Below are 26,779 nucleotides of genomic sequence, written 5' to 3'. Positions count from 1 at the left end.
TTTATTCTGGACTAAACAAAACTGACTTGCGTTAGGTAAGAAAAAATTCACTATTTTTAAACTAACCTTCATTTTTGTACTATGGCTCATAAATCAAAGTTTTTAAGTTCTATTTTTAGGCATCTTGACGGCCTTGTAACTGCTCCTGTGGCAATTGCGTTTAAAAATAAATCTGTTTTAGAATTTATCTTAAATAAAGAGAAACTCACTTTATCTGAGCTTACTGCTGCTTTTAATGCTAATGAAGGATATCTGAATGTAGGTTTAAGAGTTTTGGCTTCTCAGGGTTTTCTGGATTATGAAGTTGATAATCAAACACAGGAAATTACAATTTCGGTAAACGAAAAAACCAAAATGGCTTTTTCATTATTTCATCTTTATGAAGATGTTGTGGATTTACTTCACTTATCGATTCAGTTTCATCCTCGTTTGTTTGAAGATGTTCCGTTTGAAAAACTCAATCTTATTTTTGAAAAATATAAAACTAGATACGGAATCGAACCGTCAGCAGATCTGTTGAGAAGCAGTATTCACAGACAAATTTTAAAACATATTGAAGGTCATTTAATTGGTCCTACAATAGTTCGTCTGGCGATGAACGGCATGTTTCATAAATATTTTATGGAAACTTCTTTCAGACCCGAAGAGTTTCATAAATCACCGGAAAACTTCAAAAAAATATTAGACTTTTTTGTTCATCTGGGCTGGTTTATCGAAAAAAACGGCAATTATCAGTTTACCGAAGCCGGTTTGTTTTTTGCCAAAAGAGCCAGCGCTTACGGCGTTACGGTTTCCTATTTACCAACATTCGCCAAAATTGAAGAATTAATTTTTGGTAATCCGGATGTATTAAAAACCGCTGAAGGTGAAAACGAACTTCATGTAGATCGTGAAATGAATGTTTGGGGAAGCGGAGGCGCACATGACACTTATTTTAAAGTCGTGGACGAAATTCTGATCAAACTTTTTAATCTTCCAATTGAAGAACAGCCAAAAGGAATCCTGGATATGGGCTGTGGCAACGGCGCTTTTCTGCAGCATATTTTTGAAGTGATCGACAGGCAGACTCTGCGGGGAAAATATTTAGATGAATATCCTCTATTTCTTGTTGGCGCCGATTATAATCAAACTGCTTTAAAAGTTACCAGAGCCAATTTGATAAAAGCTGATATTTGGGCAAAAGTAATTTGGGGCGATATTGGACGTCCGGATGTATTGGCTAATGATCTCAAAGAAAACTATAATATTGATTTGAAAGACCTCCTGAATGTAAGGACTTTTTTAGACCATAACCGAATTTGGCATAATCCAATTCATGTTAATAAAAACAGAGTCAGTAAATCTACAGGTGCGTTTGCTTACAAAGGAAAACGAATAAGTAACAATCTCGTTGAAGATAATCTGCTGGAACATTTACAAAAATGGTCACCGTATGTGCATAAGTTTGGTCTGCTTTTAATTGAACTTCACACCATAAATCCTAAACTTACAGCCGAGAATATAGGCGGCACTCCTGCAACGGCTTATGATGCCACTCATGGTTTTTCTGATCAGTATATTGTTGAAATTGATGTTTTTAATACCATTGCAGCAGAAGCAGGATTATTTCCGGATGAATCTGTTTTTAAACGATTTCCAAATGCCGATACCGCTACAGTCAGCATTAATTTATTGAAAGGAAAATAGAGTTCAAAAACCTTTTTTTCATCTCCTATCAATGTTTATTCATACAAAATAAAATGCTTTTTTTAAGCTTCAGAGAAGCTTAATATTTATAGCAATATACATTTACAATATAAAGCTCCAGCGGAGTGACCTATTTTCTAATATAAGATATGGCGCTGGGGTTTATACAGATAAAAAAATCCTCCATCCAAAGAAAATTAAAAAAGAGGCTGTTCCAAAAGTAGAACAGCCTCTTTTATATACACAAATCTAAGCCAAAGAAAACCAACTTTTGACATCGTCTTCAATGGTTTCTTTTACCAAAAGATTATCAAATTCGTTGGTTGCAGGATTATATTGATATGCTCTCTGCCAATCCTGAATATTTAAAACGATTTGTTCAACGGCTTTACAAATAAACAAAAGTTCTTCATTTTTCATAGTTGGATGAAGTGAAACCCTTACCCAGCCCGGTTTTTCGGTTAAATTTTTCTGAAGGATTCCGTTTGTGATTTGGGTTGATTTTTCTTCATCAATATTCAATAAAAAATGAGCGTATGTACTGGCACAAGACCACCCGCCACGTACCTGAATTCCGAAACGGTCATTTAATAATCGTACGATTAAATTGTAATGAATATTCTCGATTGTAAACGAAACGCAGCCAATTCTTTCTGTTTTTAAATCTCCCAGAATGGTTAAACCTTTTATTTTCTGCAATTCAAGAAAACAAAGATCAAGCAGTTCTTTTTCTCTGTTTTTCATGTTTTGAACGTTCATTTTATTTTTCAGTTCCAGACACAAAGCAGTTCGCATAACCTGCAGAAATCCCGGTGTTCCGCCATCTTCTTTTACTTCAATTGCATCGCTGTAATGATAACCGCCCCACGGATTGGTGCATTTTACATTTCCGCCGCCCGGATTATCCGGAAAATTAGATTGGTATAATTTTTCATTGAAAATTAAAATGCCGCACGTTCCGGGACCGCCCAGAAATTTATGGGGCGAAAAGAAAATCGCATCCAATTGTTCTTCTGGATCTTCCGGATGCATATCAATTGAAACATACGGCGCCGACGCTGCAAAATCTACAAAACAATAACCGCCGTTTTGATGCATTATTTTGGCTAATTCATGATACGGCGTAATAATTCCCGTAACGTTTGAACAAGCGGTAAATGAGCCAATTTTAAGCGTTCTGTTTTCGTATTTTTTGATTTCTTCGGCCAATATCTCTGGATCGACTAAATTGTCTTTTCCGCAGGGTAAAACCACAACATCGGCAATGGTTTCGTACCACGGAACCTGATTGGAATGATGTTCCATGTGTGTGATAAAAACTACCGGCCTTTCATCATCAAAATTGATTTTTACATTGAAAATATTGTCCTGAAAACGAAGTCCCATAATACGCTGCAATTTATTTAAAGCAGCCGTCATTCCGGTTCCTGTTGCTACAAGACAATCGGATTCATTTGCGTTTACATGCTTTTTTATCAGCTCTCTTGCGTGCTGATAGGCATAAGTCGAAGCTTTTCCGGTCTGGCTGGAAAAAGAGTGTGTATTGGCAATCATTGGGCCAATTTTTCGAAGCATAATATCTTCAATCGGTAAATATAATCTTCCGCTGGCAATCCAGTCTGCATACAGAACATTCTGCGGGCCGTAAATCGATTCGAAACTGTGATTGACTCCAATTGTATTTTCTCTAAATTCAGAAAAATAATTTTCGAGTTCGCTTGGTTTTGTATTCAAAATAGTATCCATTTCATTTATCATCTTAAAAGCAATTTACTTTTTAAAGTTTTTAATACCGCTTTGAAGCCAATTGTAATATTCTTCGATATCAGGATTATACGCTGAGGTTTCTGTTAAAGAATTACTTGCATGATCTACAATTACATAAAACGGCTGTGCATTTGCTTTATAGGTTTTAATCTGTAAATCGCTCCATTTGTTCCCGATGGTTTTGATTTTTTTTCCGGTTGTTTCAGAAACATATTGTTCACTTTCTGGCAGTTCTTTTTTATCGTCAACATAAAGCGAAATCAAAACCACATCATTATTTAAAACACCTAAAACTTTAGCGTCTGACCAGACTAATTCTTCCATTTTTCGACAGTTTACGCAGGCATATCCGGTAAAATCTAACAAAACAGGTTTTCCAGCTTTTTTGGCAAACTCCATTCCTTTGTCGTAATCATGAAAAGTGATGATATTCTGCGGACCGTATTCTGCGCCTTCCGGCAAAGCAGATTTTGTTGTTTCGGCAGTATTTTTAGCGCCTAATCCGTCTGGAGATTCGCTGTAATGCATTGGCGGAGGAAATCCGCTGATTAATTTAAGAGGTGCACCCCAAAGTCCGGGAATCAAATAAATGGTAAACGTTAAAACGATCAATCCAAAACTTAATCTTCCTACCGAAATATGGTTTAAAGGCGAATCGTGAGGTAAAGTAATTTTTCCGAATAAATAAAAAGCCAAAGCTCCAAAAACAGCAATCCAAATGGCAAGGAAAACTTCTCTTTCTAACCAATGCAATTGCAGAACCAAATCGGCATTAGATAAAAATTTGAAGGCTAATGCCAATTCTAAAAAGCCTAAAACTACTTTTACGGTATTCAACCAGCCACCTGATTTTGGCAATGCATTTAACCAGCCCGGAAATGCTGCAAATAATGAAAACGGCAGGGCAATGGCGATTGAAAATCCTAACATTCCAACAATTGGCGCAATTCCGCCTTTTGAAGCAGCTTCGACTAATAAGGTTCCTACGATTGGTCCTGTACATGAAAAGGATACAATGGCTAAAGCCAAAGCCATAAAGAAAATCCCGATTAATCCGCCTCTATCCGCTTGTGAATCGACTTTATTGGCTAATGCATTTGGAAGCATAATTTCGAAAGCGCCCAAAAATGAACAGGCAAAAACAACCAATAAAATAAAGAAAATCAGATTGAACCAAACGTTAGTTGAAAGTGCATTCAGCGAATCGGCACCAAAAACTGCGGTTACGATAGAACCTAATAAAACATAAATAATTACGATTGAAAATCCGTAAATCATGGCATTACGAATTCCGGCTGCTTTAGTTTTACTTTGCTTGGTAAAATAACTTACCGTCATTGGAATCATTGGGAAAACGCAAGGCGTTAAAAGCGCTGCAAATCCTGATAAAAAAGCAATAATGAAAATACTCAGCAACCCTCTTGATTCTTCTTTCTTAACGGGATTTACTGCTGTTTTTTCTGGTTTATCTACGGCTTTTACAAATGTTACATCTTCATCAACAGCCGAATCTTTTTTTACGGCTGGAGTTTCTTCGGCGGAAGCCAATCTCTTTTCTGCCGGAATTTTAAAAGTTAATTCTTCTGCTGTGGGCGGTAAACAATTACTGTCATCGCAAACCATAAAATCAACATCGGCTGTAATGGACGAAACGTCAGAAATCAGTTTGATTTTTTGGGTAAAAACGGCTTTGTCTTCAAAATACTTGATTTTCATATCGAAGATTTTGTCGATCGTTTCATGACCTTTTTCTTCGGTTGTTTTTCCCACTAATTCGAATTTTTTCGGCGTATTTTTAAAGGTAAAAGCGGTTGGCGAAGGTCCGCCTTCTTCAATATATTGTCCGTACAAATGCCAGCCCGATTGTATTACGGCTTTGGCTTTTAAAATATATTCTTTATCTGAAATTTTCTCTACAGATGCTGACCACTTTACGGGATTGTACATTTGACCAAACATACTCGCCGAAAGCAGTAAAAGGAAAGTTAATATGCTATTTTTCATTGTTTTTGGTTTGATATTTTACAAAAAAGAGCTGTTGGCAAAAACAGCTCTCTTAAAGGTCTTTCATAGAAAATGGCTTACTAATTCAGATTCTAAAATGAAAATAATGAAAGACGACTATTAAAATTTTTTATTTAGTCTCAGTTTTCAGTCCCAGTGTTCAGTTTTTTTTTAGTTTTCAGTCACAGTCACAGTTTGCAGATTACAGCGAACTGAAAAACTGAGACTGAACACTGAGACTGAACACTGAGACTGAACACTGAGATTGAACACTGGGACTGAAAACTAAAAAAACTACTTCAAAGGATTCCCGTCTTTATCTAAAGAACCTGCTTTGATGATAATCATTTTGTCTAACTGGATGTATTTTTTAACGGCATCGTTTACCTGCTGCAAAGTCACTTTTTCGATATCTTTTGGATATTGTTCGATATAGTTTGGCTCCAGACCTCTTTCTACAAAACTTAAAATAGTTCTTGCCATTCCGCTTGTGGTTGACATTCCTACTTTAAAACTTCCAATTAAATTGGTTTTCTTGTTTTCTAATTCTGTTGCGGTGATTCCGTCTTTAACCCATTTATCTACCTGAACTTTTGTAGCATCTAATCCTTTTTGAAATAATGCAGGGTTGAATGAAGCGTTTACAAACCAGTAACCGCCTGTTGTAATATTTCCTCCTAAACCAGATGAAATACTATAGGTTAAACCGTCATTATCACGAACGGTCTGCATTAAACGTCCGGCAAAACCTGCTCCTAAAGTATAGTTAGCAATGTAAAACGGAATATAATCGGCATCGGTTCTTTTTAAACCTGTGTATTGCCCAATGAATAATTCGGCACTTGGTTTTTCCGGAATTGTTACTACTTCTGTTTTTGAATTGGCTTTTACTGCTTCTTCAAATTTCATGTTTTCCACTACTCCGCCATTCCAGTTTTTGAATGATTTTTTTAAAGAAGCATTTAAATTAGATCCTTCTGTATCACCTACAATTACTAAATGCATTGAAGCCGATCCGAAATATTTTTTATGAAAAGCTTTTACTTCATCTAAAGATGCGTTTTTAATATTCGCGATATTATCTTCAACACTTAAACTGTAATTTGGATTTGCTTTTGGATAAATAGCCTGCGATAATGCAATGCTTCCTCTTTCGCCCGGATCGTTTAAATCCTGCTGTGTATTCCCGATAAACTGCTGTTTTAAGTTTTCAAATTCTTTGGCATCAAACAAAGGATTTCTTAATTCTTCTGCCAGTAATGTAATTACCTGATCTAAATCTTTTTTCAAGCATTTAAATCCAATATTGATTTTAAAAGTTGAGGCATTTACGCTTAAGTTTACGCCCAATTTCTGCAGTTTTTCTGAGAATTTAAACTTGTCATTCAACGTAGTTCCTTTTGATAACATTGAGGCTGTTAAAGAAGGAATCATATTATTTTTTCCTTCATTTGCATAATTTCCTAACGAAATGCTTGCTGCAACGGTTACGAAATCTTTTGCTGAAGTTTTTACCGAAATGACATCAATTCCAGATACTTTTTCTCTTTTGTAAGCCGAAGCTGTTTTTTCGATTACCGCATTATCATAAGCGATTTCTTTTGTGTTTTTTTGTTCCGATGAAACATTTGATTCTGATTCTTCATGCACGTGTCCGTCTTCTGAATGTCTGTAATAAAACGGTCCGTTTTCAGGAATAAAGTTGTTTGCTTTTGCAGTATCCTGATTTTGGTTTCCTGATTGTTTCGGAATAAAATAACCCGTTGTGCTTTGGTCTTCAACTAAATATTTTTGCGCTACGCGAAGAACATCTGCCGGAGTTACTTTTTTCAATCTGTCAACTCCTGTTACATAATCTGTCCAGTCGCCGGCTGCAATGGCTTCGTTTAATTCTGATGCAATTACGCCAGAACCGTCTCTTGCTAAAATGGTCTGCGCACTAATTTTGGCAACTACTCTGTTTACCTCATCTTGTGTTACGCCTTCTTTTTGGATTTTTGCTACCACTTCGCTGATTTTTGCATCGATATCTTCATGTTTTGATGAGGTTGGAAAACCAACTCCGATAGTAAAAAGACCGACTTCTTTGAAATTTGTTGCACTTGCATACGTATAAATTCCTAAACGGCTGTCAACGAAAGTTTTATTTAAAATAGCAGATGCCCCGGAACCTATAATTTCTCCCAAAATATTTAAGGCAGGAAGATCTTCATGTAAAGCGCCCGGAATTTTATAAGCTTTGTTTATTACGCCTAATTCTCCCGGTTTTCTTACTACAATTTTTCGGGCGCCATATTGCTGCGGTTCCTGTGTGTAAGGCTGCGGCATTGCGTTTGGTGCTTTTGTAATTTTACCGAAATACTTTTCGATTAAGTCAAAAACGTTGTCTTTTTTAAAATCTCCAATAATGGTTAAAGTGGCATTATCCGGCCAGTAATAGGTATTATAGAAATTACGTAAAACTTCGATTGGTGCATTCTCAATATCCGATTTCCAGCCAATTGTCGAGTGATGATACGGGTGTGCAATGTATGCCGAAGCCCAGATCTCTTTGTCTAATAAACTATTTGGATTGTTTTCACCGCGTTCAAATTCGTTACGCACAACCGTCATTTCGGCTTCTTTGTCTTCTTTTAATAATAAAGAATTACGCATTCTGTCGGCTTCAATTTGAAGTGCCAGTTCGATTTTATCACTCGGAAGTGTTTCGAAATAATTCGTACGGTCATACCAGGTTGTGGCGTTTAACTGCGCTCCTGTATTTTGCAAAACATCTGTAATGGTGTTTCCGTTTTTTTTGTTGAAACCCGGTGTTCCTTTAAACATTAAATGTTCTAAAAGGTGTGTCGATCCTGTGTTTCCTAAAACCTCATGTTTAGAACCTACACGATATACAATCTGCACGGTTGCAACAGGTGAAGCATTGTCCTGCAAAAGCAAAACATTCATGCCGTTTGGCTGATATAAATATTCTTCTATTCCGCCTAATTCTTTTATTTTCTTGAAGTTAACTGATTTATTCTGCGCAGAAACAAGCGTGCAGAATGCTAGTGAGCAATAGCCCAGAAGGATGTGTTTTTTCATGTTTTTGTTGATATTTTTTTAGTTTTCAGCCGTTTTTAGTTTTCAGCCGCAGTTTGCAGTTTGAACTGAGACTGAGACTGAGACTGGGACTGATCCCGATAGCGATCAGGAACGACTAAATACTAATCTTTATGATTTGCTGAAGATTTCTTTTAGTTTTGATTGTAATTCTGCTTCTCTAAGGTTTTTAGCAACGATTTTTCCGTCTGGACCAATTAAGTAATTCGTTGGCACCATTTTTACTCCATATAAAACAGCGGCTTCGTTCTGCCATCCTTTTAAATCAGAAACATGAGTCCAGGTTAAACCGTCTTTTTCGATTGCTTTCTGCCAAAGGTTCTTTTTATCATCTAAGGAAACTCCCAAAACATCAAATCCTTTTTCGTGATAGGTTTTATAAGCTAAAACTACATTTGGATTTTCTTTTCGGCATGGCCCGCACCAAGAAGCCCAAAAATCTACCAGAACATATTTTCCTTTATAATCTGAAAGTTTCACTACTTTTCCGTCAATGTCAGTTTGAGAAAATTCTGGAGCCGTAACGCCTACTGCTGTTTTTTCGTTAAGGTCGATGGCTTCTTTTAACTGTTTTCCGTAAATTGATTTTTGTACTTCGGGAGATAAAACGGCGTAATACATTTTTACCTGTTCCGGAGTTCCATACGATACAATTCGGTCGTTGATTATTAAAGCTGCCCCTACTTTATCTTTGTTTTTTCGGATGTATTTATCGGTTAAATCATCAGCGAAAGCGGCAAGATCTTTCCATTTTTTATCCATCATGGTTTGCTGTTCAGCTGTTAATTTTACTTTTCCGTTTTGAGTTAAGGAGTCAGATAATTTGTAGACAGGACCAGCGATATTCTGGATTTTTTTGAATTCGTTATCGTAGTATGATTTGTAAATATCATTTTGCGGCGCTCCACTGATTTTGGCTTTAAAAATAGAATCTTTTTTAGCTTCAATTTTAATGTCTTCGTTCTCTAAAAGAAAGAAAGCTCCATAATCTTCTCCTTTTAATTTAAGAGTATATAGTAAAGGTTCTGAAACTTTTCCTTCAAAAGTAAAAGCTCCTCCTTCTTTAATTTGTGCAGAATCTGCTATTTGTTTATTTCCGTTTTCATCTGTGTTTTCAAGATACACCATTCCTTTATCTAATCCGGCAATAGTACCGTTGATTGTGTAACCTTCTTTTTTAGAGCAAGAAGTAATTACAGATGCAAGTGCCAATACAATTAATGACGATTTTAAGATTGTACTTTTCATGTGAGTTATTTTTTTTAGTATTCAGTTTCAGTCCCAGTTTTCAGTTACAGTGTTGATTGAGATTGTAAACTGCGGCTATAAACTTAAAATTAAGATTTTAATAGTTCTTTTAATTTTGCTTCTAATTCTGCACCTCTTAAATTATCGCTGATAATTATACCTTTACTATCAACTAAATAGGTTGCCGGAATTGCTTTTACATTAAATGCTTTGCTTACTTTGTCATCATCTAAAAGATTACGCCATTGCATATTTTCTTGTCCCAATGCTTTCTGCCAGGCTTTTTCATCTTTGTCAATTGAAATACTTAAAATTTCAAATCCTTTTCCAGAATATTCTGAATAGGCTGTTTTTAGGTTTGGAATTTCTTTTCGGCATGGTCCGCACCAAGAAGCCCAAAAATCAACCAAAATATATTTTTTTCCTGCTGTAATATCTTTTGCTGCGTATGGTTTTCCGTCTTTATCTTTTAAACTGAAATTAGCAATGCTGGTTCCAATTAATGATTTCGGATTTAAATCTTTATCTAAAATTTGCCCGTAGTAACTTTTCTTTGCTGTTTCAGAAAACTGATCGTACAATGGTTTTTGTTCTGGTGTAAAATAACTGAAATTTGTCATCATAAAAAACGGACCCCACCAGGTTTCTTTATGTTTTGCAATAAGATCTAATGTTGTTTTTTCTACTTTGGTAAAAAATGCTTTTTCCTTTGCTTCAAAAACTTTCCATTGTTCAGTGCCGTAAAGAGAGTCTAAAGCTTTTTTATTTCCTTCTTTTCTGGCTTTGCCTACTTTATTGCTCAATTCATCTATTCCAACATGATAAGCAGCATAATCTTTATCTAACTCTGCTTTAAAAGCGGTTTCTTTTACATAATAATCATGTGATTTTGAACCTGTAACTGCTATGTCTTTAAATTTAATATACTGTCCTTCATCATTTGAAACACTGCCCGAAGCAGTAATTTTTATTTTAGAATTTTCTGCCATTACAGAAATGTTTCCTTTGTTTTTACCAAAGATAATATAGAAAAAACGCGGTTCTTTTAATTTTCCTGTAAAGGTAAATTTACCATCTTTCAGCGTAGTTTCTGCAACCGGCAGTTCTGATGAATGTGTACCACCTGGAATTAATTTTACAGTTGTTCCTTCTTCAAGACCTGTAACGTTTCCTTCAATTGTATAAGATGCTGCTGCCGGAGCAGCTGTTTTTTTCTTTTGTGCCTGAGTGTTTGAAACCATAAACAAACAGATGCACAAAGCTGTTATTTTATATTTAATTGTATTCATTTTTGATCGATGTTTTATAGAAAAGCTTCCCTTTCGTGATTCCTAATCAGGAAGCTTTTGAATTGTTATTTATCTACATTTTGTGTTAATGTTCCGTTTCCTGGATTTTGTGTTGCTCCTTGTGGAAATGGCATTGTCCATAAATGAGAATCTGATTTTAAAGTATAGGTATTTCCGTTTGCTGTTTTAGTATAACTTACTTTATAAACACCTTCGGCATTTAAACGGCGTGCATCTGCAAAAGGAATCAGCGTATTAATCAGTTCATTGTTTTTTGTTCTAAAAATAGCATTCAGAGCTGTTGTTTTATCTGAAGTTGAAATATCCTGATAAGAGGCAGGAAAAATACGGGTTTTACGTACTGTATTTAAAACTCCCAGCGCTTCACTGATCTGCCCTGCACGTGCAAGACATTCTGCTTTAATTAAATACACTTCTACAGTTGTAATACCGCCAAAATTAAAAGCTCCAGACAGTGTTCTTCTATAATACGTTTCTGCTCCAACGGTGTAAATTTTCCAACGAGAAATAAAACGTGCATCTCCAGCTTCAAAACGTTGCGCGCGTTCTACCGGAATACTATTTTCTGTTGTTAAACTAGAATACGTTCCATGACGATAGGTATAGTTTTCTACATAATTATATCCCATTGGAGATACTGTTGTAGTATACGAATTAGGAATATCTATAATTGCTTTGTTTGTATTGTAATATCCAATCCAGTCGTACAATTTATTATTTTCTGACAATGCTAAATCTGCATATTTCAGGGCTTCTGTATAATTATTCATCTGTAGATATACTCTTGCATAAAATGCGTAACCTGCCCCTAAATTTGGATGCAAAGCAGTTTGTGAAACTTTTGGCAGATATGGCAAAGCTTCTTTAACATCATTCAGGATAAAATCATAGATCTCCTGAATCGTTACTTGTTTACTTGGCGCATTGATATTGGCACTTGTAATTAAAGGAACTGATAATTTTGTTGAAGCTGTAGATGCAGTATAAGTATCTGCATAAAAATTAGCGAGATTAAAGTAATTCATAGCACGCAATACTTTTGCTTCTGCCCAGACTATTCTTTTTTCGGCATCAGTTCCGGTAGTTGTTGATAAGGCATTTTCGATAATTAAATTAAAAGTCGCAATTCCGGCATAACCTGCATAATAAGCGGTTTCGTCTGATACTTTAAACGAAATACGATCTGCATTTTCGTCCCACATATAATTGGCATTATACAATCTATTGCTTGCTAAAGAGGCAACTGTAACATATTGATCATTTAATAATTGTGACGCTCCGGTAATATCAATTCTGTGATTGGTGTATTCGTCACGTAAAAAAGCTTCATAATCTGCTAATGTTGTGGGTGTTTTAAAACCCTTTGGCACATCATCCAGATAATTATCACAAGAGACTAAAGTCAATCCTAAAGCTATTAAGCATGCTGTCTTTTTATATATATTTTTCATCGTCTAGTCTTTAATAAATTAGAAATTAACATTTACACCCAAAACAAAACTTGGAGATATGAAACCGCCCAGCATATATTTAGCGTCTCTGCTTTTGGCAAAAGTGTATACATTTTCTGCATTTAAATTAAAACGCACTCCGTCTAGTTTTGCTCTTTTAATAAGGTCTTTTGGCATTTGATACGCCAATGAAACGTTGCTTAATCTCACATTTGATGCATCCAGAATATTAATGTTTGAATATGAATAAATAGTGTAAGAATCTGAATTAAATTCCGGATCATATTCATAAACTGCTCTTGGAACATTTGTAAATGCTTCGTCGCCTGGCTGCATCCAACGATTTGCGATATTGTTGTTTACTACTGAAATATCGGTTACGTAACCTCCTGCAGCTCCGTTATAACTATTTTTCAACATTGGCAGAAAAGTATTTCTAACTTTATGTCCTAACTCATAAACAAAAAGTGCCGAAAGTGAGAAGTTTTTATAATTAGCAGAAGTATGGAAAGAACCGCTGTGAATAGGAACTGTTGATCCATAATCCTGAATAGCATCCAGCTGGCCCGGATTGTATTTTACTGCTGTTCCAGATGCATCATAAACCTGAGGTATTCCTGTACTGCTTAAGCCTGCCCATTTATAACCATAAATTGTGTTGTAGCTGTTTCCTACTCTTGGGAAATCTTGAGGATAATCTAACTGCAGATAATAAACCGGAGCTTTTACATTGACGTAATCTACTTTGTTTTTGTTGTTAGCATATAAAACGGCTGCTTCCCATGAAAATGAAGGTGTTTTTACAATAGTACCACTTAAGCTGACTTCGATACCTTTGTTTGTCATTTCTCCATTGTTAAGCGTATAAGTAGAATATCCAAATCCTTCGGTTGGAATTCCCTGGCTTCTTGCTAATAGATCTTCTCCTTTTTTGTTGTACAAATCTAAGGTTCCGCTTATCCTTCTTTTAAACAATGAAAAATCTAAACCAATGTTTTTTGTTGTCGTTTTTTCCCAAGATAATTCTGGGTTTGGTCGTTTATTAACAGTTCCCTGATTTCCTCCAACATTTGAATTTGAATTGTAATAGGCTGTAAGATATGGCGCTGAATCTTTGGCAATATTTCCTCCAATACCATACGATCCGCGAACTTTTAGGGCATCTACCCATGAAACTGCAAAAAATGATTCTTTATCGATATTCCACGCTGCTCCTGCTGACCAGATGGGTTTATTTTGGTATTTGCTGTCTGTTCCCCAAAGATTAGAACGATCCCAGCGTACACTTCCAGAAACATTATATTTTTTATCAAAAGTATAACCTCCTGTTCCATAAACTGAAACATAACGATTTTGTAATTCTTTTTCCAAAGAAAACTCATCTTGCACCATGTAACCGCCAAAAACAGTTCCATAAACTTTTAGTAAATCAACTTGGTTAATAGGTGCAAAACCTAAAGTCTGGCTGTCATATCCGTATCGTGTATTGTTGCTGAACTCTTGTTTTGAATGACGAATTTCCATACCGGCAATAGCAGAAAAATCGTGTTTATCAGCAAAAATCTGATTGAAATTTAACTGCTGACGGAAATTATAAGCATTAGAAAACTGGTTGGTTTCTTTTATAATATCTCCGTAAGGCAAATTATAAACGGCTTTGTTATTGGCAATCGTTACCAATTGGTTAACTCTGTTTCTAACATAATAAGAATCTTTTTCATACAACTGGCTTGCACGATCTGAACTGTATTCGTATTGAAACATTACATTGTAAGTAAACGCTTTGCTGAATTTTACATTAAACTTGGCAAAAGTTCTGTTTAAGAAATTTTTAGTCTCATTTAAATTTCTTCCAAACTCGTCCATTGGTGTAATATCCATATTGTACAAGCCATAATTCTGCATCGATTGCAGCGTATAATTATTATAACGAGAAGCTGCTGTAGAAACAAAATTAGTTCCGTCGTTGTTTACTAACTGATTATACGGCTGATATTTAAAATACGAATTTGATAAATCAGGATTTAGTGCTAAAAAGCTTTGTGTATCGCCTTTTCCGTAATTAATATAAGTTCCTAAGTCTAAAGACAGCCAGTTATTAATTTCTGTTGAATTTTTTAAATTAATTCCCACTGACTGATTTTCAGAGTATCTGTTTTCAAGTTCATTATTTTTATAGGTAAGCGAAGCGTTAAATGTATTGTTATCTGTTGCTTTACCTAAACTAACATTATGCTGCATAAAATACTGATCGCGTTTTGCATATCTGGCAATATCATCGAAGTATTTATATCCCTGAGAACCCAGCTTGTTTAAACGATTGTTCATTTCTGTTTGAGAAATGTTTCCTGCATAACCGTTTAAAATAGTCTGCATTCCTAAACTGGTAAAAACTGCGTTATTTAATAATGATTGTGAATATGTCGCTGCATTTGCTCCTTTTAAATTAGGATTTCCATCTGCCCATCCTCTTTCTAAACCAATAATATCAGCAGAATCAGTAAGGTTTCCGGTGTAATTTCTATAAGGTGTAATGGTTAAATTACTAGAGAACGAAATGTTTGTTTTTCCTGCTTTTGCTTTCTTAGTTGTAATAACGACAACCCCATTTGCGGCACGTGAACCGTAAATAGACGAAGCTGCTGCATCCTTTAAAACCGTAATGGTTTCAATATCTTCTAAGTTCAGACTTGGAACATTTTCTTCTATTGTAGAAAACGGAGTCAATTTTGTATTTTCTATCGGAAATCCGTCAACAACATACAAAGGAGATGTTACGCCAAGCATAGATGTTGTACCACGAATTTTTCCATCCTGATAACCCACAATACGACCTTCTAAAATTTTATCTAAACTGCTTAAACGCTGTTCCTGAAAATCTTTTGCTTTTAAATTTGAAAAAGATCCGGTTGCCTGCTCAGCCGAAATATTTTGGTAACCTGTTGTTAAAACAATTTCACCCAGTTGAAGTGTTTCTTCTTTAAGCACAACATTGATTACACTTCTGCCTTCAACTTTTATTTCTTGTCTTACGAATCCTAAATAAGAATATGCTAAAGTCGTTTCACTGCTTACTGCAATAATCTGATATTCTCCGTTAAAGTCTGTATTTACACCTCGTCCAGAACCATTATCAGAAATTGCAGCACCTGCTAAAGGCATTCCTTTTTCATCGGTAACACGTCCTTTTACGATAAAATCAGCCTCCTCATTTTGTGACGTTACAGGTTTTTCTGCCGGAGCTTTTTTTGCCATTAATACAATATGGTTTCCCGAAACTTTATAATCTGTTCCGGTATTGCCAAAAATGGTATTTAAAATCGTCTCGATCGAAACATTACTTTCATTTACATAAATAGTTCTGTTTAAATCAACTGATTTTACATTATAAACAAATCTGTAATTGGTTGTGTATTCTAATTTTTCGATGGCTTTTGCAACCGTCATATTATTAGCACTGAAAGACATTTTTGCTTTTTGCGAGTAGGTTACACCCGCCTGCATAACCGTGAGAGTGGTTAATAGAAATAATGTGGTCAATTTCATCTTCAAATCGAATTTCAAAAAAGGTTTGTCGAACCTAATTCTGTTCAATAGTTTTTTCATACTTTTAAAATGTTTTTTAATGTTGGTTGGTTAATTAACTGATCGCATTTATTCTACCGGGAAATGTTGGCGCATTTTCCGGTTTTTTTTTATTTAATGCCGATCCTTCTTCTTTGGATTTTTGTTACATAGGCGTTTTTTAATTGTTAATTATGAATTGTTAATTGATAATTTACTTTATTGTAATCTTGTCTCTGTCAATGATATAATCAATAGCATAACTGTCACTAAAATATTTGAGCACCACTTCAATGGGTTCATTATCAAAACGGGCGTTAAAAATTTCTTTTCCAAGTACTTTGTTTTTATTGATAAAAGTAACATTGTAACGTCGTTCCAGTTTTTTAATAATAGCATCAAACGAAGCATTTTTGAATACTAAACTTCCTTTTATCCAAGCTGTATAATATTCTGTATTAACCTGTTCTGTTGTAATTTCTGACTGTCCTCTTTCGTTTGAGCCTTTTTCTCCAGGTTTTAAATACACTTGATTTTCTTTGGTTTTCTGATCTTTGTACAAAGACACTTTTCCTTCAACCAAAACAACATCAGTTCTTGGATTTTCACTATACGTATCTACATTAAATTTAGTTCCCAAGACCTCAACATTTACATTCTGTGTGTTTACATCAAACGGATGTTCTTTGTCTTTTTCAACTTCAAAAAAAGCTTCTCCAAGAAGATAAACTTGTCGGTTTTGATTTTTAACAAACTGAACCGGATATCGCAGCGATGTTCCTGCATTTAAATGCACAAGTGTTCCATCTGACAATTGTACTTCAAACTTTTTTCCGTACGGAATTTTGATTGTATTGTAAACTAATGCACCTTTGGCATAAGCTTTCGTATAAACCAATCTGTCTTTTTCCTGTTTTCCAATTACATTTCCGTCTTTATCAGTTATTGTTCTGGCTTCATTTGGGTCAAGATTCTGCGATTCGTCACCCAGCTGCAGTACAATTTCATCTTCTCTCGGTATTATTACATTTTGTTTTGACTGTATTGCAGTAGTTGAATTTTTGTAAAAATAAAATCCGCCCAAAGCCACGATCAAAATCGCTGCATATTTGTAATACGATGAAAATCTTCTTTTATAAAAAACGTTATTTTCTTTTCTGATTCTTTCTGAAAGTTGTTTTCTGACTTCGGTAGAATCAAAATTGTTCACAGCGGTATCTATTGCGTAATTGGTTTTTACAAAATCCTTAAACACAAGCTGATTTTCATCCTCTTTTAACCATTCGGTCAAGGCTTCGATTTCCTCCTGACTCGCCTGATTTGTGATAAATTTAACAATTAGTCTCTCTGACTTTTTTACTGTCATTTTAGTTATTTTTAATATTATTACGAAGCCAAAAAACAAAACCCTAACAATTTGATAAAGTTTTTTTCATTTTGATGAATTTTTTATTTTTCACAAGTTTTTTCTTTCAACAAATTCTACTAATTTGATAGATATAAAAGAGTAAATGTTTTTATCTTTGCATTTTTTCAGGTTTTTATTTGTAATAATTTTCAAATAGAAAATGAAAAAAACAGCCAATTTGCCCCAAATACAGCCTCAGTTTAAGCCTTAAAAATTATAATTTATATATTTGTTTCTATGATAAATGCCGACTACAACAATAACGCTGTATTAATTGAGTCTCTTAAAAACGGAGATGAAATGGCATATACTTATTTAATCGATACGTATCATCATAAACTTTGTGTTTATGCTAACAGTCTGGTAAAGAATGTTTACAGTGCAGAAGATATTGTACAGAATGTTTTTATTAAGGTTTGGGAACAGCGCACGAGATTAAAACCGGAGCATTCGTTAAAAAGTTTTCTTTATAAAATGACTTATAACGAGTTTATCGATTTGTATCGAAAAAACCAGTCTTTGTTTTCATTAGAAAAATCGTATTATGACGCTTTGAACGGAATTGTTCAGGAAGAAGATTCAGAAGCTTTTCAGAGGGTTTTAAATGCGGTAAATAAAGAAATTCAGAATCTGCCTCCAAAATGCAAAGAGGTATTTATTTTGAGTAAAAAAGAAGGTTTGACTAATATCGAAATCGCCGAGCATCTAGATGTTTCTATAAAAACCGTTGAGGCTCAAATTACTAAAGCTTTTTCTATTCTAAGAACTTCCTTAGAAGAAAAGGTAAAAAGTGTTTTGTTTCTTTTATTTTCGGCTAAAAAAAAATTCAGACTAAGTAAATTAATCTGAATTTTCCTTTTATTGTTTTAAAGCATAAATAAATCCTGTTCCCTTTCCCCCGTTTTCGAGTTCATATTCTGTTAGAATTCGCGTATAACCGTCGCCTTCAAATTCGTCGAGATAATCCCAGTTTGCTGTGAGATCTTCAGAGAAAAGTACATAACAATTGATGGTTTCTGCTTCTTCTATATTTACAGGGATAAAACCATGATATCCTAAAGATGATCCCCAGCCTCCTTCCTGCAGTTTCCCTTTTATAATTGCTTTCTGCCATTCTCCTTTAATAGAATCCATAACCGAATGATTGGATTCGCCCGGTGCCAGCGAACCATAAATAATTAAAGCCGGCATTGATTGTAAATCTTTCATTTATGACACGTATTCTATTTTTTGTTCAAAAAATTCCAAAACCGGCATTTTCATATCGTGGTAAAAAAGCACTTTCCAGTTTTCGTCTTTTGCCTGCAGTTCCCATTTTTTTCGGGATTCCATAGCGCGTTTTCCATCAAAGTCGGTTTTGTAAGCAACGTGCATTGACCAGTATATTTTTTGAGGCAGATCGTCTGCGCCGTAAAAAACAATTTCATCATTGGCTTTGATCCAGAAAACCTGATGATATTTGGTATGTCCGGCCGAAACTTCGTAGAAAATTTCATTAGTAATCTGTCCGCTGTCATCATGCATTAATTCAACATTAGGCAGTTTTTTGAGCTCATTTAAAATCTCAAAAACATAAGACGGATTATTGATTTGTTCTAAAGCAAAATCTATTTCTCGCTCCTGAATGTAAATCTTAGCATTTGGAAAATTACAAACAAAGTTTCCATTCTCAAAATAACCAATTCCTTCGATATGATCTTTGTGCAGATGCGAAACCAAAACCTTTGTTATTTGCTCCGGAGCAATATTATTCTTTTTCAGCATTTCATGAATAAACGGGATTCCGTCATTCATAAATCCTAGACCAAAATCTAATAATATGACATCGTTATCTGTAATAACCACAAAAGGCTGAATTGCCATTTTAAGGCCTGTTTCGGTTGTTTCTTTTGTAATCAGCTTAAACTCTTTTTTAGAATCAGCTATATAATTTCCTTCTTGTAAAGCTATAATTTTCATTTTGTTTTGCTTTAATTTTGCGACACTACAAAGTTCTTAAGATTTTCTATATTTGTAAAACCTTATTTTTCGATAAAATCAATCGATAAAACCGATTTAGAAATGGAACTTCGACAGCTTAAATATTTTCTAAAAGCAAAAGAATTACTGAATTTTACCGAAGCTGCAACTGCACTTCACATCAGTCAAAGCACTTTATCACAACAAATTAAACAATTGGAAGATGAATTGCAGGTACCGCTTTTTAATAGAATTGGAAAACGAATTACACTTACGGAAGCTGGAGATTTATTTTCGGTTTACGCGCAACAGTCTGTTAACAAAGCAACGGACGGTTTTGAACTTTTAAAAGATTTGAATAATCTTGAAACCGGAAAAGTGGCGATTGGCGTGACATACGCACTTCGTCATGTGGTTACAAAAGCGCTGATTTTATTTAGTTCTGAATATCCTAAAATTCAATTCGAAATCGTCTTTGGAACTTCGCAGGAACTGATACAGAAACTAAATCTTTTTGAACTTGATGTGATTCTGACTTTTGAAGAAATTGCTTCTGAGGCACATTTTAAATACAGGGAATTATTTACGTCTCCAATGGCTTTGGTTACCTCAACCGAAACATCATTTACCAATAAAAAAAGTATTTCTTTGAGTGAAGTCAGTTCCTTGCCGCTCGCACTTCCTTCAAGTGGTTTCAGTACTACACAGTTTATAAATAAAGCTTTTAAAAAAGACAATCTCAATCCGAAAGTTACGATTGAAATTAATGATATTCCCACTTTGCTGGAATTAATCAAAACGGGAAAATGGCATACCATTTTAACTAAAACAACAATCGAAAACGAAAAAGATTTGCATGCTATTCCCATAAAGGGAGAAAACATGACCAGAACTGCAATGCTGATTTCTTTGAAAGAAGTGTATGAGAAAAAAGCAGTGATTGCGTTTTTGAAAACATTGATGGAGAATTTGAAATAAGTTTTTACGTCATTATTTAAAACTTATCATGCTTTAGTAAAAAAAGCCCTTTCAATACGAAAAGGGCTTAACTGCGTGTTGTATTTAGAGTTTAGAGATTCATTTTTTTAGCATCTTCAACAAATTGTTTCAAGCCAATATCTGTTAATGGATGTTTTAGTAATCCTTTAATTGCCGAAAGCGGTCCGGTCATAACATCTGATCCTACTTTGGCACAATTTACAATATGCATAGTATGTCTTACCGAAGCTGAAAGTATCTGGGTTTGGTAATTGTAATTATCATAGATTTCTCTGATTTCTTCAATAAGATGCATTCCATCTGTTGAGACATCATCTAAACGGCCTAAAAATGGAGAAACATAAGTGGCTCCGGCTTTTGCTGCCAATAATGCCTGACCAGCAGAAAATACTAGAGTTACATTGGTTTTAATTCCTTTAGAAGAAAAATATTTACAGGCTTTTACACCGTCGCCAATCATAGGCAGTTTTACCACAATCTGCGGATGTAAAGCTGCAAGCTCTTCACCTTCTCTTACCATTCCTTCAAAATCAGTCGAAATTACTTCAGCCGAAACATCGCCGTCAACGATATTACAAATGTCAAGATAATGTTTTAAAATGTTTTCTTTTCCTGTAATTCCTTCTTTGGCCATTAAAGACGGATTGGTGGTTACGCCGTCTAAAACGCCTAAAGCCTGTGCTTCTTCAATATCCTGAAGATTGGCTGTATCAATAAAAAATTTCATGTTTTTTAGTTTAAGTTAAAAGTTTTTTTGCGTAAAAAAACTTTGTCAAATTTTAAACTTTGACAAAGTTCTCAGCATGCTGCAGTGAGTGAAAAATGTGCATTTCGATCGATTCTAATCTTCAAAAAACCCTTAATAAAAAAATAACTCACTTATTATTTTATTAAACTGACTTTGTTTCTTTTGTTTGATTTTCAAAAAATAGTAACTAAACCTTCAACCTATTTTTTTAAATCTCACTTTCAAAACAAATCATAATCTTAATACACATTCTCTCAATTTTATCTCACTATATTTTTGATATAAAATCTAAACCAATTAAATATATTGGTTAATTATGTTTTCAAACAATTCTTGTTTACCGCTTTGAAGATTTAATTCACCGTTTTCGTGAGCGATAGTATAAAGATCTTTAAGGTTTAATTTTCCATCAGCAAAATCTTTCCCTTTTCCAGAATCAAATGAGCTGTATCTTTCTTTTCTTAATTTTTCGTAAGGAGAAGAAGTAATGATTTTGTCTGCAGTAAGTAAAGCTCTTGCAAAAGTATCAGCACCCCCAATGTGCGCTAAGAAAACATCTTCTAAGTCTGTAGAATTTCTTCTAATTTTAGCATCAAAGTTAACTCCTCCGCCTTGTAATCCTCCGGCTTTTAAGAAAACCAACATCGCTTCAGTCGTTTCCTGAATGTTATTAGGGAACTGGTCAGTATCCCATCCGTTTTGGTAATCTCCTCTGTTTGCATCGATGCTTCCTAACATTCCCGCTTTTGCTGCAACCTCTAATTCGTGTTGGAAAGTATGCTGCGCCAAAGTAGCGTGGTTTACTTCGATATTGATTTTGAAATCTTTGTCTAAACCATAATTTTTTAAGAATCCAATTGCTGTAGCCGAGTCAAAATCGTATTGGTGTTTAGATGGCTCCATTGGTTTTGGCTCGATAAAGAAAGTTCCTTTAAAACCTTGAGCTCTTGCGTAGTCTCTAGACATTGCAAGGAATTGTGCCATGTGGTCTAATTCTCTTCCCATATCTGTGTTTAGTAAAGACATATAACCTTCTCTACCACCCCAGAATACATAATTTTCTCCGCCTAAAGCAATTGTTGCGTCAAGCGCTAATTTTACTTGCCCTCCAGCTCTTGCTACTACATTAAAATCTGGATTTGTAGCTGCTCCGTTCATGAATCTTGGGTTTGAGAAACAGTTTGAAGTTCCCCAAAGTAATTTAATTCCAGATTCTGCTTTTTTCTGTTTTAAGTAATCTGTAATAAAAGCCAAACGTTTTTCTGATTCTGCGAAAGTTGCTCCTTCAGCAATTAAATCATAATCGTGGAAACAGAAATAATCGAATCCCATTTTACTGATGAATTCAAAAGCGGCATCTGCTTTATCTTTTGCAGCCTGATACGGATCTGACGAAGCATCCCAAGCAAATTGCTGTGTTCCTGGTCCGAATGGATCGCTTCCTTGTCCGCAGAATGTATGCCAATACGCGATAGCAAATTTAAAGTGCTCACGCATTGTTTTTCCAGCTACAACTTGTTCTGGATTGTAATATTTAAATGCCAGCGGATTATCAGATTCTTTTCCTTCAAATTTAATTTGGCCGATACCTTTGTAGTATTCTTTATCTCCTAAAACTATCATTTGATTTTTTTATTTATTTGTTAATATTAATTCTAATTCTTGTTTCCATTTTTTATAAGCCGTTTCGTAAGGTTCTTTGTTGTGAAGCGGTAAAAACGTCATTACATGGTCATTGTCACTCACATTAGCACCAAACTTGCCGTAATCACCATCTTTTAAGCCAACTGCTCTCGCAGCGCCAACAGCTCCTGTTGTATTGTAAATTTCGATTTCGTGACCAATTAAAGTCGCCACGGTATTTGAGAAAATCTCCGAACGGAAAAGGTTATCATTTCCTGCTCTAATTACATTAATCGTCGCATTGTCTTCTTTTAAACATTCCATTCCATATACAAACGAAAAAGCAATTCCTTCAAGAGAAGCTCTAAACAAATGCGCGCTGTTGTGAATATTTAAGTTGAGGTTTAAAAAGTGAGTTCCAATAGTTTTATTGTTGAACATACGTTCTGCGCCATTCCCAAACGGAATCACCACAACACCTTCTGATCCAACCTCAACATTTGAAGCTTTTTCATTCATAACCTCATAACTTTCATTCCCCATATTATTACGAAGCCATCTGTACTGAATTCCTGCTCCGTTAATATTTAAAAGTTTCCCCACTCTTGGCGTTTCTAATTCGTAGTTTACGTGAACGAAATTGTTCACCCTTGTGCTTTTTCCAGATGAAATTTCGCTTACTGCATAAAACACGCCCGAAGTTCCGCCAGTCGCAGCCACTTCTCCCGGATTTAAAACATTTAATGATAATGCATTGTTTGGCTGATCTCCCGCTCTGTACACAATCGGAATTCCAGCTGGAAGACCTGATTCTGCCGAAGCTTTTTCAGTAACAACTCCCTGATTCGTAAAATTTTCTACGATTTTTGGCGTCAATGATTTGTCGATTCCGTAGTATTCCAAAAGCCAGTCGGCTACTTTATTTTCTTTATAATCCCAAAGCATTCCTTCAGACAAACCGTTTTTGGTTGTCGTTACTTGACCTGTCAGTTTCAAAGCGATGTAATCTCCCGGAAGCATGTATTTAGCTATTTTATTGTAAACTTCAGGTTCGTTTTCTTTAACCCATTTTAGTTTTGAAGCCGTAAAATTTCCTGGTGAATTCAATAAATGCGACATGCATTTTTCTTCTCCAATTTCGGCAAAAGCTTTGTTTCCAATTTCAACCGCACGACTGTCGCACCAGATAATTGAATTTCGAAGTGCATTTCCTTCCTTATCCACAATCACCAATCCATGCATTTGGTACGAAATACCAATTCCCTGAATTTTAGATGCATCGATATTAGCTTCTTTAATAGCTCTTTTAGTTGCCGTACAAATGTGCTGCCACCAGATTTCAGGATCCTGTTCTGCCCAGTCCGGGTGAATCGAAAGGATTTCCATTTCGTTCTGCGGTTCATTCAAAACGATTATTTTTTTACCCGTTTCTGCTTCTACCAAGGCTGCCTTGACAGAAGAACTTCCAATATCATATCCGATATAATACATACTTACAATGATTCTCTTATTATTAAATTTGTCGGCACATAACACTGCGTTTCTTCGTCATGCGTAATAAATGCCGCTGCTTTGGTTCCTAATTCTTTAAAATCAGTTGAGACAACCGAAATTCCTTTGTATATAAATTTTTTCATTGGGGTTTCGTTGTACGACAAAAACCCAACGTCTTTTCCTGGTTCAAAATCTTTCTCTTTGCACTGCTCTAAAAAGTGCCCCAAAATCCTGTCGCTTACGCTTATATAAGCAATTCCTTTCTCGATATTGAACTTTTTAGGATCTGTAACCACTTCATACTCAAAACTGAAATCAGCACAGAATTTCTTAAAAAACTCAACTGTTTCTTTTGGATGATTTGTAAAATCCGGATACACAAATTGTATCTTTTTATACTTTTTAAACAAATCAGCTGCTTCTGTCAATGAGTTATAAAATGCCTTTCCAAAATCCTGAAAAACATAATTATTTGCTTTCTCTGCCTGAATATTCCAGTCTATCAAAAGCAGTTTATCTTTTGAAATTGCCGACAACGCCGGAGCAATTTCTTTGTGATCAAAATTCATGACCACGTATTTGTAATACTTTCCGATTCCGTTATTGATGATCGTTTTAAAAACATCAATATTATAATGATGAAACTGCACATCGGTAATCACGTTATCCGGCAGGTTATTGACAAATGAATGGTACAAAACTTCTTTATATGCCTTAAAAGTGTCTAAAACCAAAAGCACTTTTCTTGTTTCACCCGCCACATAATATCCTTTATTGGGTACAGATTCAATCGTATTCTGCTCTTTTAAAATCGTATAGGCTTTAAAAACTGTATCTCTCGAAAGCTGATAGGTCTTGCAGATTACATTTACTGACGGAAGCAAATCTCCCTTTTGTAAAATGTTCTCGGCAATAGCATTTGTAATTCCATCAACCAATTGCTGGTACTTCGGAATATCACTATCGTGATTAATTATAAATTCAAATTTTTCTTCTTCTTTTAGCATACCGTTCTGTTCCGTTCTGTTATGCTAAAGTAGCTAAAAAACTTTTATAAAAAATCATTTTATGTATTAATTATGTTAAGTTTTTTAAATTCTATATTTCAATAATTTGGGCGTGCCCCCTCCGGGTCGGGCTATACGTTTCAAGTCCTCGCACTTCCTTCGTCAGGCTGTGGGCTTTCCACTTCTATCCCTCACGCAAAACAGCTTCAAAAGACATTTTCATAATAAGTTTGTCATTGCGACGAACGAACAGCCTCACTGCAATTTGATTCAGCAAATGTGATTGCTTCGTTCCTCGCAATGACAAAAAAAGCAAAATCAAATCAACACAACCGATTGTAATTTTTGCTAAATTTTTTTACACAAAAAACTAATCAATTAATCTTCTTATTCCATACGGATCAATTGTTACAATCGAACCATCTTCTAAATAATCAATTTTAGTCACTTTCATGCTTCTTAAATGTGTTACGCCTTTTGACAAACTTGAATCATGATAAAATAAATACCACTCATTTTCAACCTCACAAATAGAATGATGAGAAGTCCAGCCCACAACAGGATTTAAAATTCTTCCCTGATAGGTAAACGGCCCATACGGATTATCGCCAATAGCGTAACAAATAAAATGGGTGTCTCCTGTTGAATATGAGAAATAATATTTTCCGTTGTATTTATGTACCCATGAAGCTTCAAAAAAACGACGGTTATTATCTCCGGCTAACAGGATTTCTCCTTTTTCATCCAAAATTTTAATCTCTTTTGGTTCTTCTGCAAGTTCAAGCATATCATCGCGAAGCAAAGCTACAATTGGTCCTAAAGCGGGTTCATTTTCAGAAGGTTCTTCGTTATTCTGGTCGTATACATTATTTCTGTATTTCTGCAATTGTCCGCCCCAGATACCGCCAAAATAAATATAATGTTTTCCGTCTTCGTCTTCAAAAACTGCAGGATCAATACTGTAACTTCCTTTTATTGCATCTGGCTGAGGTACAAAAGGCCCTGAAGGAGAATCGCTGATCGCTGCTCCAATCTGGAAAATTCCATTGGCACGTTTGGCAGGAAAATACAAATAGTACTTTCCGTTTTTATGTGCTGCATCTGGCGCCCACATTTGTTTTTCGGCCCAGGCAACATCATCTACGTGAAGCGCAACACCATTATCTACGGCTTTTGCTGTAATACTGTCCATTGAAAAAACGTGATAATCTTCCATTCCAAAATGATCTCCATTATCATTAAACGGAATTCCGGCATCTATATCATGCGATGGATAAATATAAATTTTACCATTAAACACATGCGCCGACGGGTCGGCTGTGTAAATATGAGAAACTAAAGGCTTTGAAATCGCCAGTTCATTAATTTCATCGAAATTAATTTGTTCAATGCTGTCTTCAGGCATAGTG

General features: G+C 35.1%; 18 protein-coding genes. 3 read left to right on the top strand and 15 right to left on the bottom strand.

The genetic code is table 11. The features are described 5' to 3' along the window. Positions 1-81 precede the first annotated feature (81 nt). On the top strand, positions 82-1,686 hold the full coding sequence (locus tag PQ462_RS05215; protein ID WP_274252604.1) for a class I SAM-dependent methyltransferase: 1,605 nt from the start codon (positions 82-84) through the stop codon (positions 1,684-1,686). A gap of 249 nt (positions 1,687-1,935) precedes the next feature. Here the strand turns inward: PQ462_RS05215 and PQ462_RS05210 are convergent, their stop codons facing one another. The 8 genes from PQ462_RS05210 to PQ462_RS05175 all read right to left on the bottom strand — a co-directional run bounded on the left by PQ462_RS05210 (position 1,936) and on the right by PQ462_RS05175 (position 17,498). Next, on the bottom strand, positions 1,936-3,444 hold the full coding sequence (locus PQ462_RS05210) for an aminotransferase class V-fold PLP-dependent enzyme (RefSeq protein WP_274252603.1): 1,509 nt from the start codon (positions 3,442-3,444) through the stop codon (positions 1,936-1,938). Between the two features lie 12 nt (positions 3,445-3,456). After that, positions 3,457-5,457, bottom strand: a complete 2,001-nt coding sequence (locus tag PQ462_RS05205) for a protein-disulfide reductase DsbD family protein (RefSeq protein WP_274252602.1) — start codon at positions 5,455-5,457, stop codon at positions 3,457-3,459. A 294-nt stretch (positions 5,458-5,751) separates the two neighbouring features. Next, on the bottom strand, positions 5,752-8,541 hold the full coding sequence (locus PQ462_RS05200; RefSeq protein WP_274252601.1) for a M16 family metallopeptidase: 2,790 nt from the start codon (positions 8,539-8,541) through the stop codon (positions 5,752-5,754). A 129-nt stretch (positions 8,542-8,670) separates the two neighbouring features. Then, a complete protein-coding gene (locus tag PQ462_RS05195; protein WP_274252600.1) occupies positions 8,671-9,807 on the bottom strand; it encodes a TlpA disulfide reductase family protein in 1,137 nt (378 codons plus the stop codon). A gap of 89 nt (positions 9,808-9,896) precedes the next feature. Continuing rightward, positions 9,897-11,096 carry a TlpA disulfide reductase family protein gene (locus PQ462_RS05190; RefSeq protein WP_274252599.1) on the bottom strand — a complete coding sequence of 400 codons (1,200 nt, stop codon included), beginning with the start codon at positions 11,094-11,096 and terminating at the stop codon, positions 9,897-9,899. A gap of 65 nt (positions 11,097-11,161) precedes the next feature. Beyond that, positions 11,162-12,568: a RagB/SusD family nutrient uptake outer membrane protein gene (locus PQ462_RS05185; RefSeq protein WP_274252598.1), complete on the bottom strand. Its 1,407-nt coding sequence runs from the start codon at positions 12,566-12,568 to the stop codon at positions 11,162-11,164. Positions 12,569-12,586: 18 nt separating this feature from the next. Further along, a complete protein-coding gene (locus PQ462_RS05180; RefSeq protein WP_274252597.1) occupies positions 12,587-16,174 on the bottom strand; it encodes a SusC/RagA family TonB-linked outer membrane protein in 3,588 nt (1,195 codons plus the stop codon). A 172-nt stretch (positions 16,175-16,346) separates the two neighbouring features. Next, positions 16,347-17,498: a FecR family protein gene (locus PQ462_RS05175; protein ID WP_121362036.1), complete on the bottom strand. Its 1,152-nt coding sequence runs from the start codon at positions 17,496-17,498 to the stop codon at positions 16,347-16,349. 279 nt (positions 17,499-17,777) lie between these two features. On the opposite strand from PQ462_RS05175, the gene PQ462_RS05170 reads away from it, so the two are divergent. Then, positions 17,778-18,389, top strand: coding sequence for an RNA polymerase sigma factor (locus PQ462_RS05170; RefSeq protein WP_012024078.1), 612 nt, complete (start codon positions 17,778-17,780; stop codon positions 18,387-18,389). A gap of 9 nt (positions 18,390-18,398) precedes the next feature. On the opposite strand, the gene PQ462_RS05165 is transcribed toward PQ462_RS05170, so the two are convergent. After that, on the bottom strand, positions 18,399-18,749 hold the full coding sequence (locus PQ462_RS05165) for a gamma-glutamylcyclotransferase family protein (RefSeq protein WP_274252595.1): 351 nt from the start codon (positions 18,747-18,749) through the stop codon (positions 18,399-18,401). After that, positions 18,750-19,499 (bottom strand): MBL fold metallo-hydrolase, encoded by a 750-nt coding sequence (locus PQ462_RS05160; RefSeq protein ID WP_274252594.1) that lies wholly within the window; start codon positions 19,497-19,499, stop codon positions 18,750-18,752. It lies immediately after the preceding gene. 102 nt (positions 19,500-19,601) lie between these two features. Here PQ462_RS05160 and PQ462_RS05155 point away from each other — a divergent pair, with 102 nt between their 5' ends. Then, positions 19,602-20,477: a LysR substrate-binding domain-containing protein gene (locus tag PQ462_RS05155; RefSeq protein ID WP_012024075.1), complete on the top strand. Its 876-nt coding sequence runs from the start codon at positions 19,602-19,604 to the stop codon at positions 20,475-20,477. Positions 20,478-20,568: 91 nt separating this feature from the next. On the opposite strand, the gene fsa is transcribed toward PQ462_RS05155, so the two are convergent. The 5 genes from fsa to PQ462_RS05130 all read right to left on the bottom strand — a co-directional run bounded on the left by fsa (position 20,569) and on the right by PQ462_RS05130 (position 26,775). Next, positions 20,569-21,225 (bottom strand): fructose-6-phosphate aldolase, encoded by a 657-nt coding sequence (gene fsa / locus PQ462_RS05150; RefSeq protein ID WP_012024074.1) that lies wholly within the window; start codon positions 21,223-21,225, stop codon positions 20,569-20,571. A 318-nt stretch (positions 21,226-21,543) separates the two neighbouring features. Beyond that, on the bottom strand, positions 21,544-22,869 hold the full coding sequence (gene xylA / locus PQ462_RS05145) for a xylose isomerase (protein ID WP_274252593.1): 1,326 nt from the start codon (positions 22,867-22,869) through the stop codon (positions 21,544-21,546). A gap of 9 nt (positions 22,870-22,878) precedes the next feature. Further along, entirely contained in the window at positions 22,879-24,360 is a 1,482-nt protein-coding gene (locus PQ462_RS05140) for a xylulokinase (protein ID WP_274252592.1), read from the bottom strand. 2 nt (positions 24,361-24,362) lie between these two features. Next, the gene (locus PQ462_RS05135) at positions 24,363-25,370 is read right to left on the bottom strand and encodes a GntR family transcriptional regulator (RefSeq protein WP_274252591.1); all 1,008 of its coding nucleotides are present in this window, start codon (positions 25,368-25,370) and stop codon (positions 24,363-24,365) included. Between the two features lie 370 nt (positions 25,371-25,740). Further along, entirely contained in the window at positions 25,741-26,775 is a 1,035-nt protein-coding gene (locus PQ462_RS05130) for a glycoside hydrolase family 43 protein (RefSeq protein ID WP_012024070.1), read from the bottom strand. Positions 26,776-26,779 lie beyond the last annotated feature (4 nt).

The sequence above is a fragment of the Flavobacterium sp. KACC 22758 genome, from assembly GCF_028736135.1.
GTDB classification, from domain to species: Bacteria; Bacteroidota; Bacteroidia; order Flavobacteriales; family Flavobacteriaceae; genus Flavobacterium; species Flavobacterium johnsoniae.
This window is presented reverse-complemented; position numbering and strand designations above follow the sequence as displayed.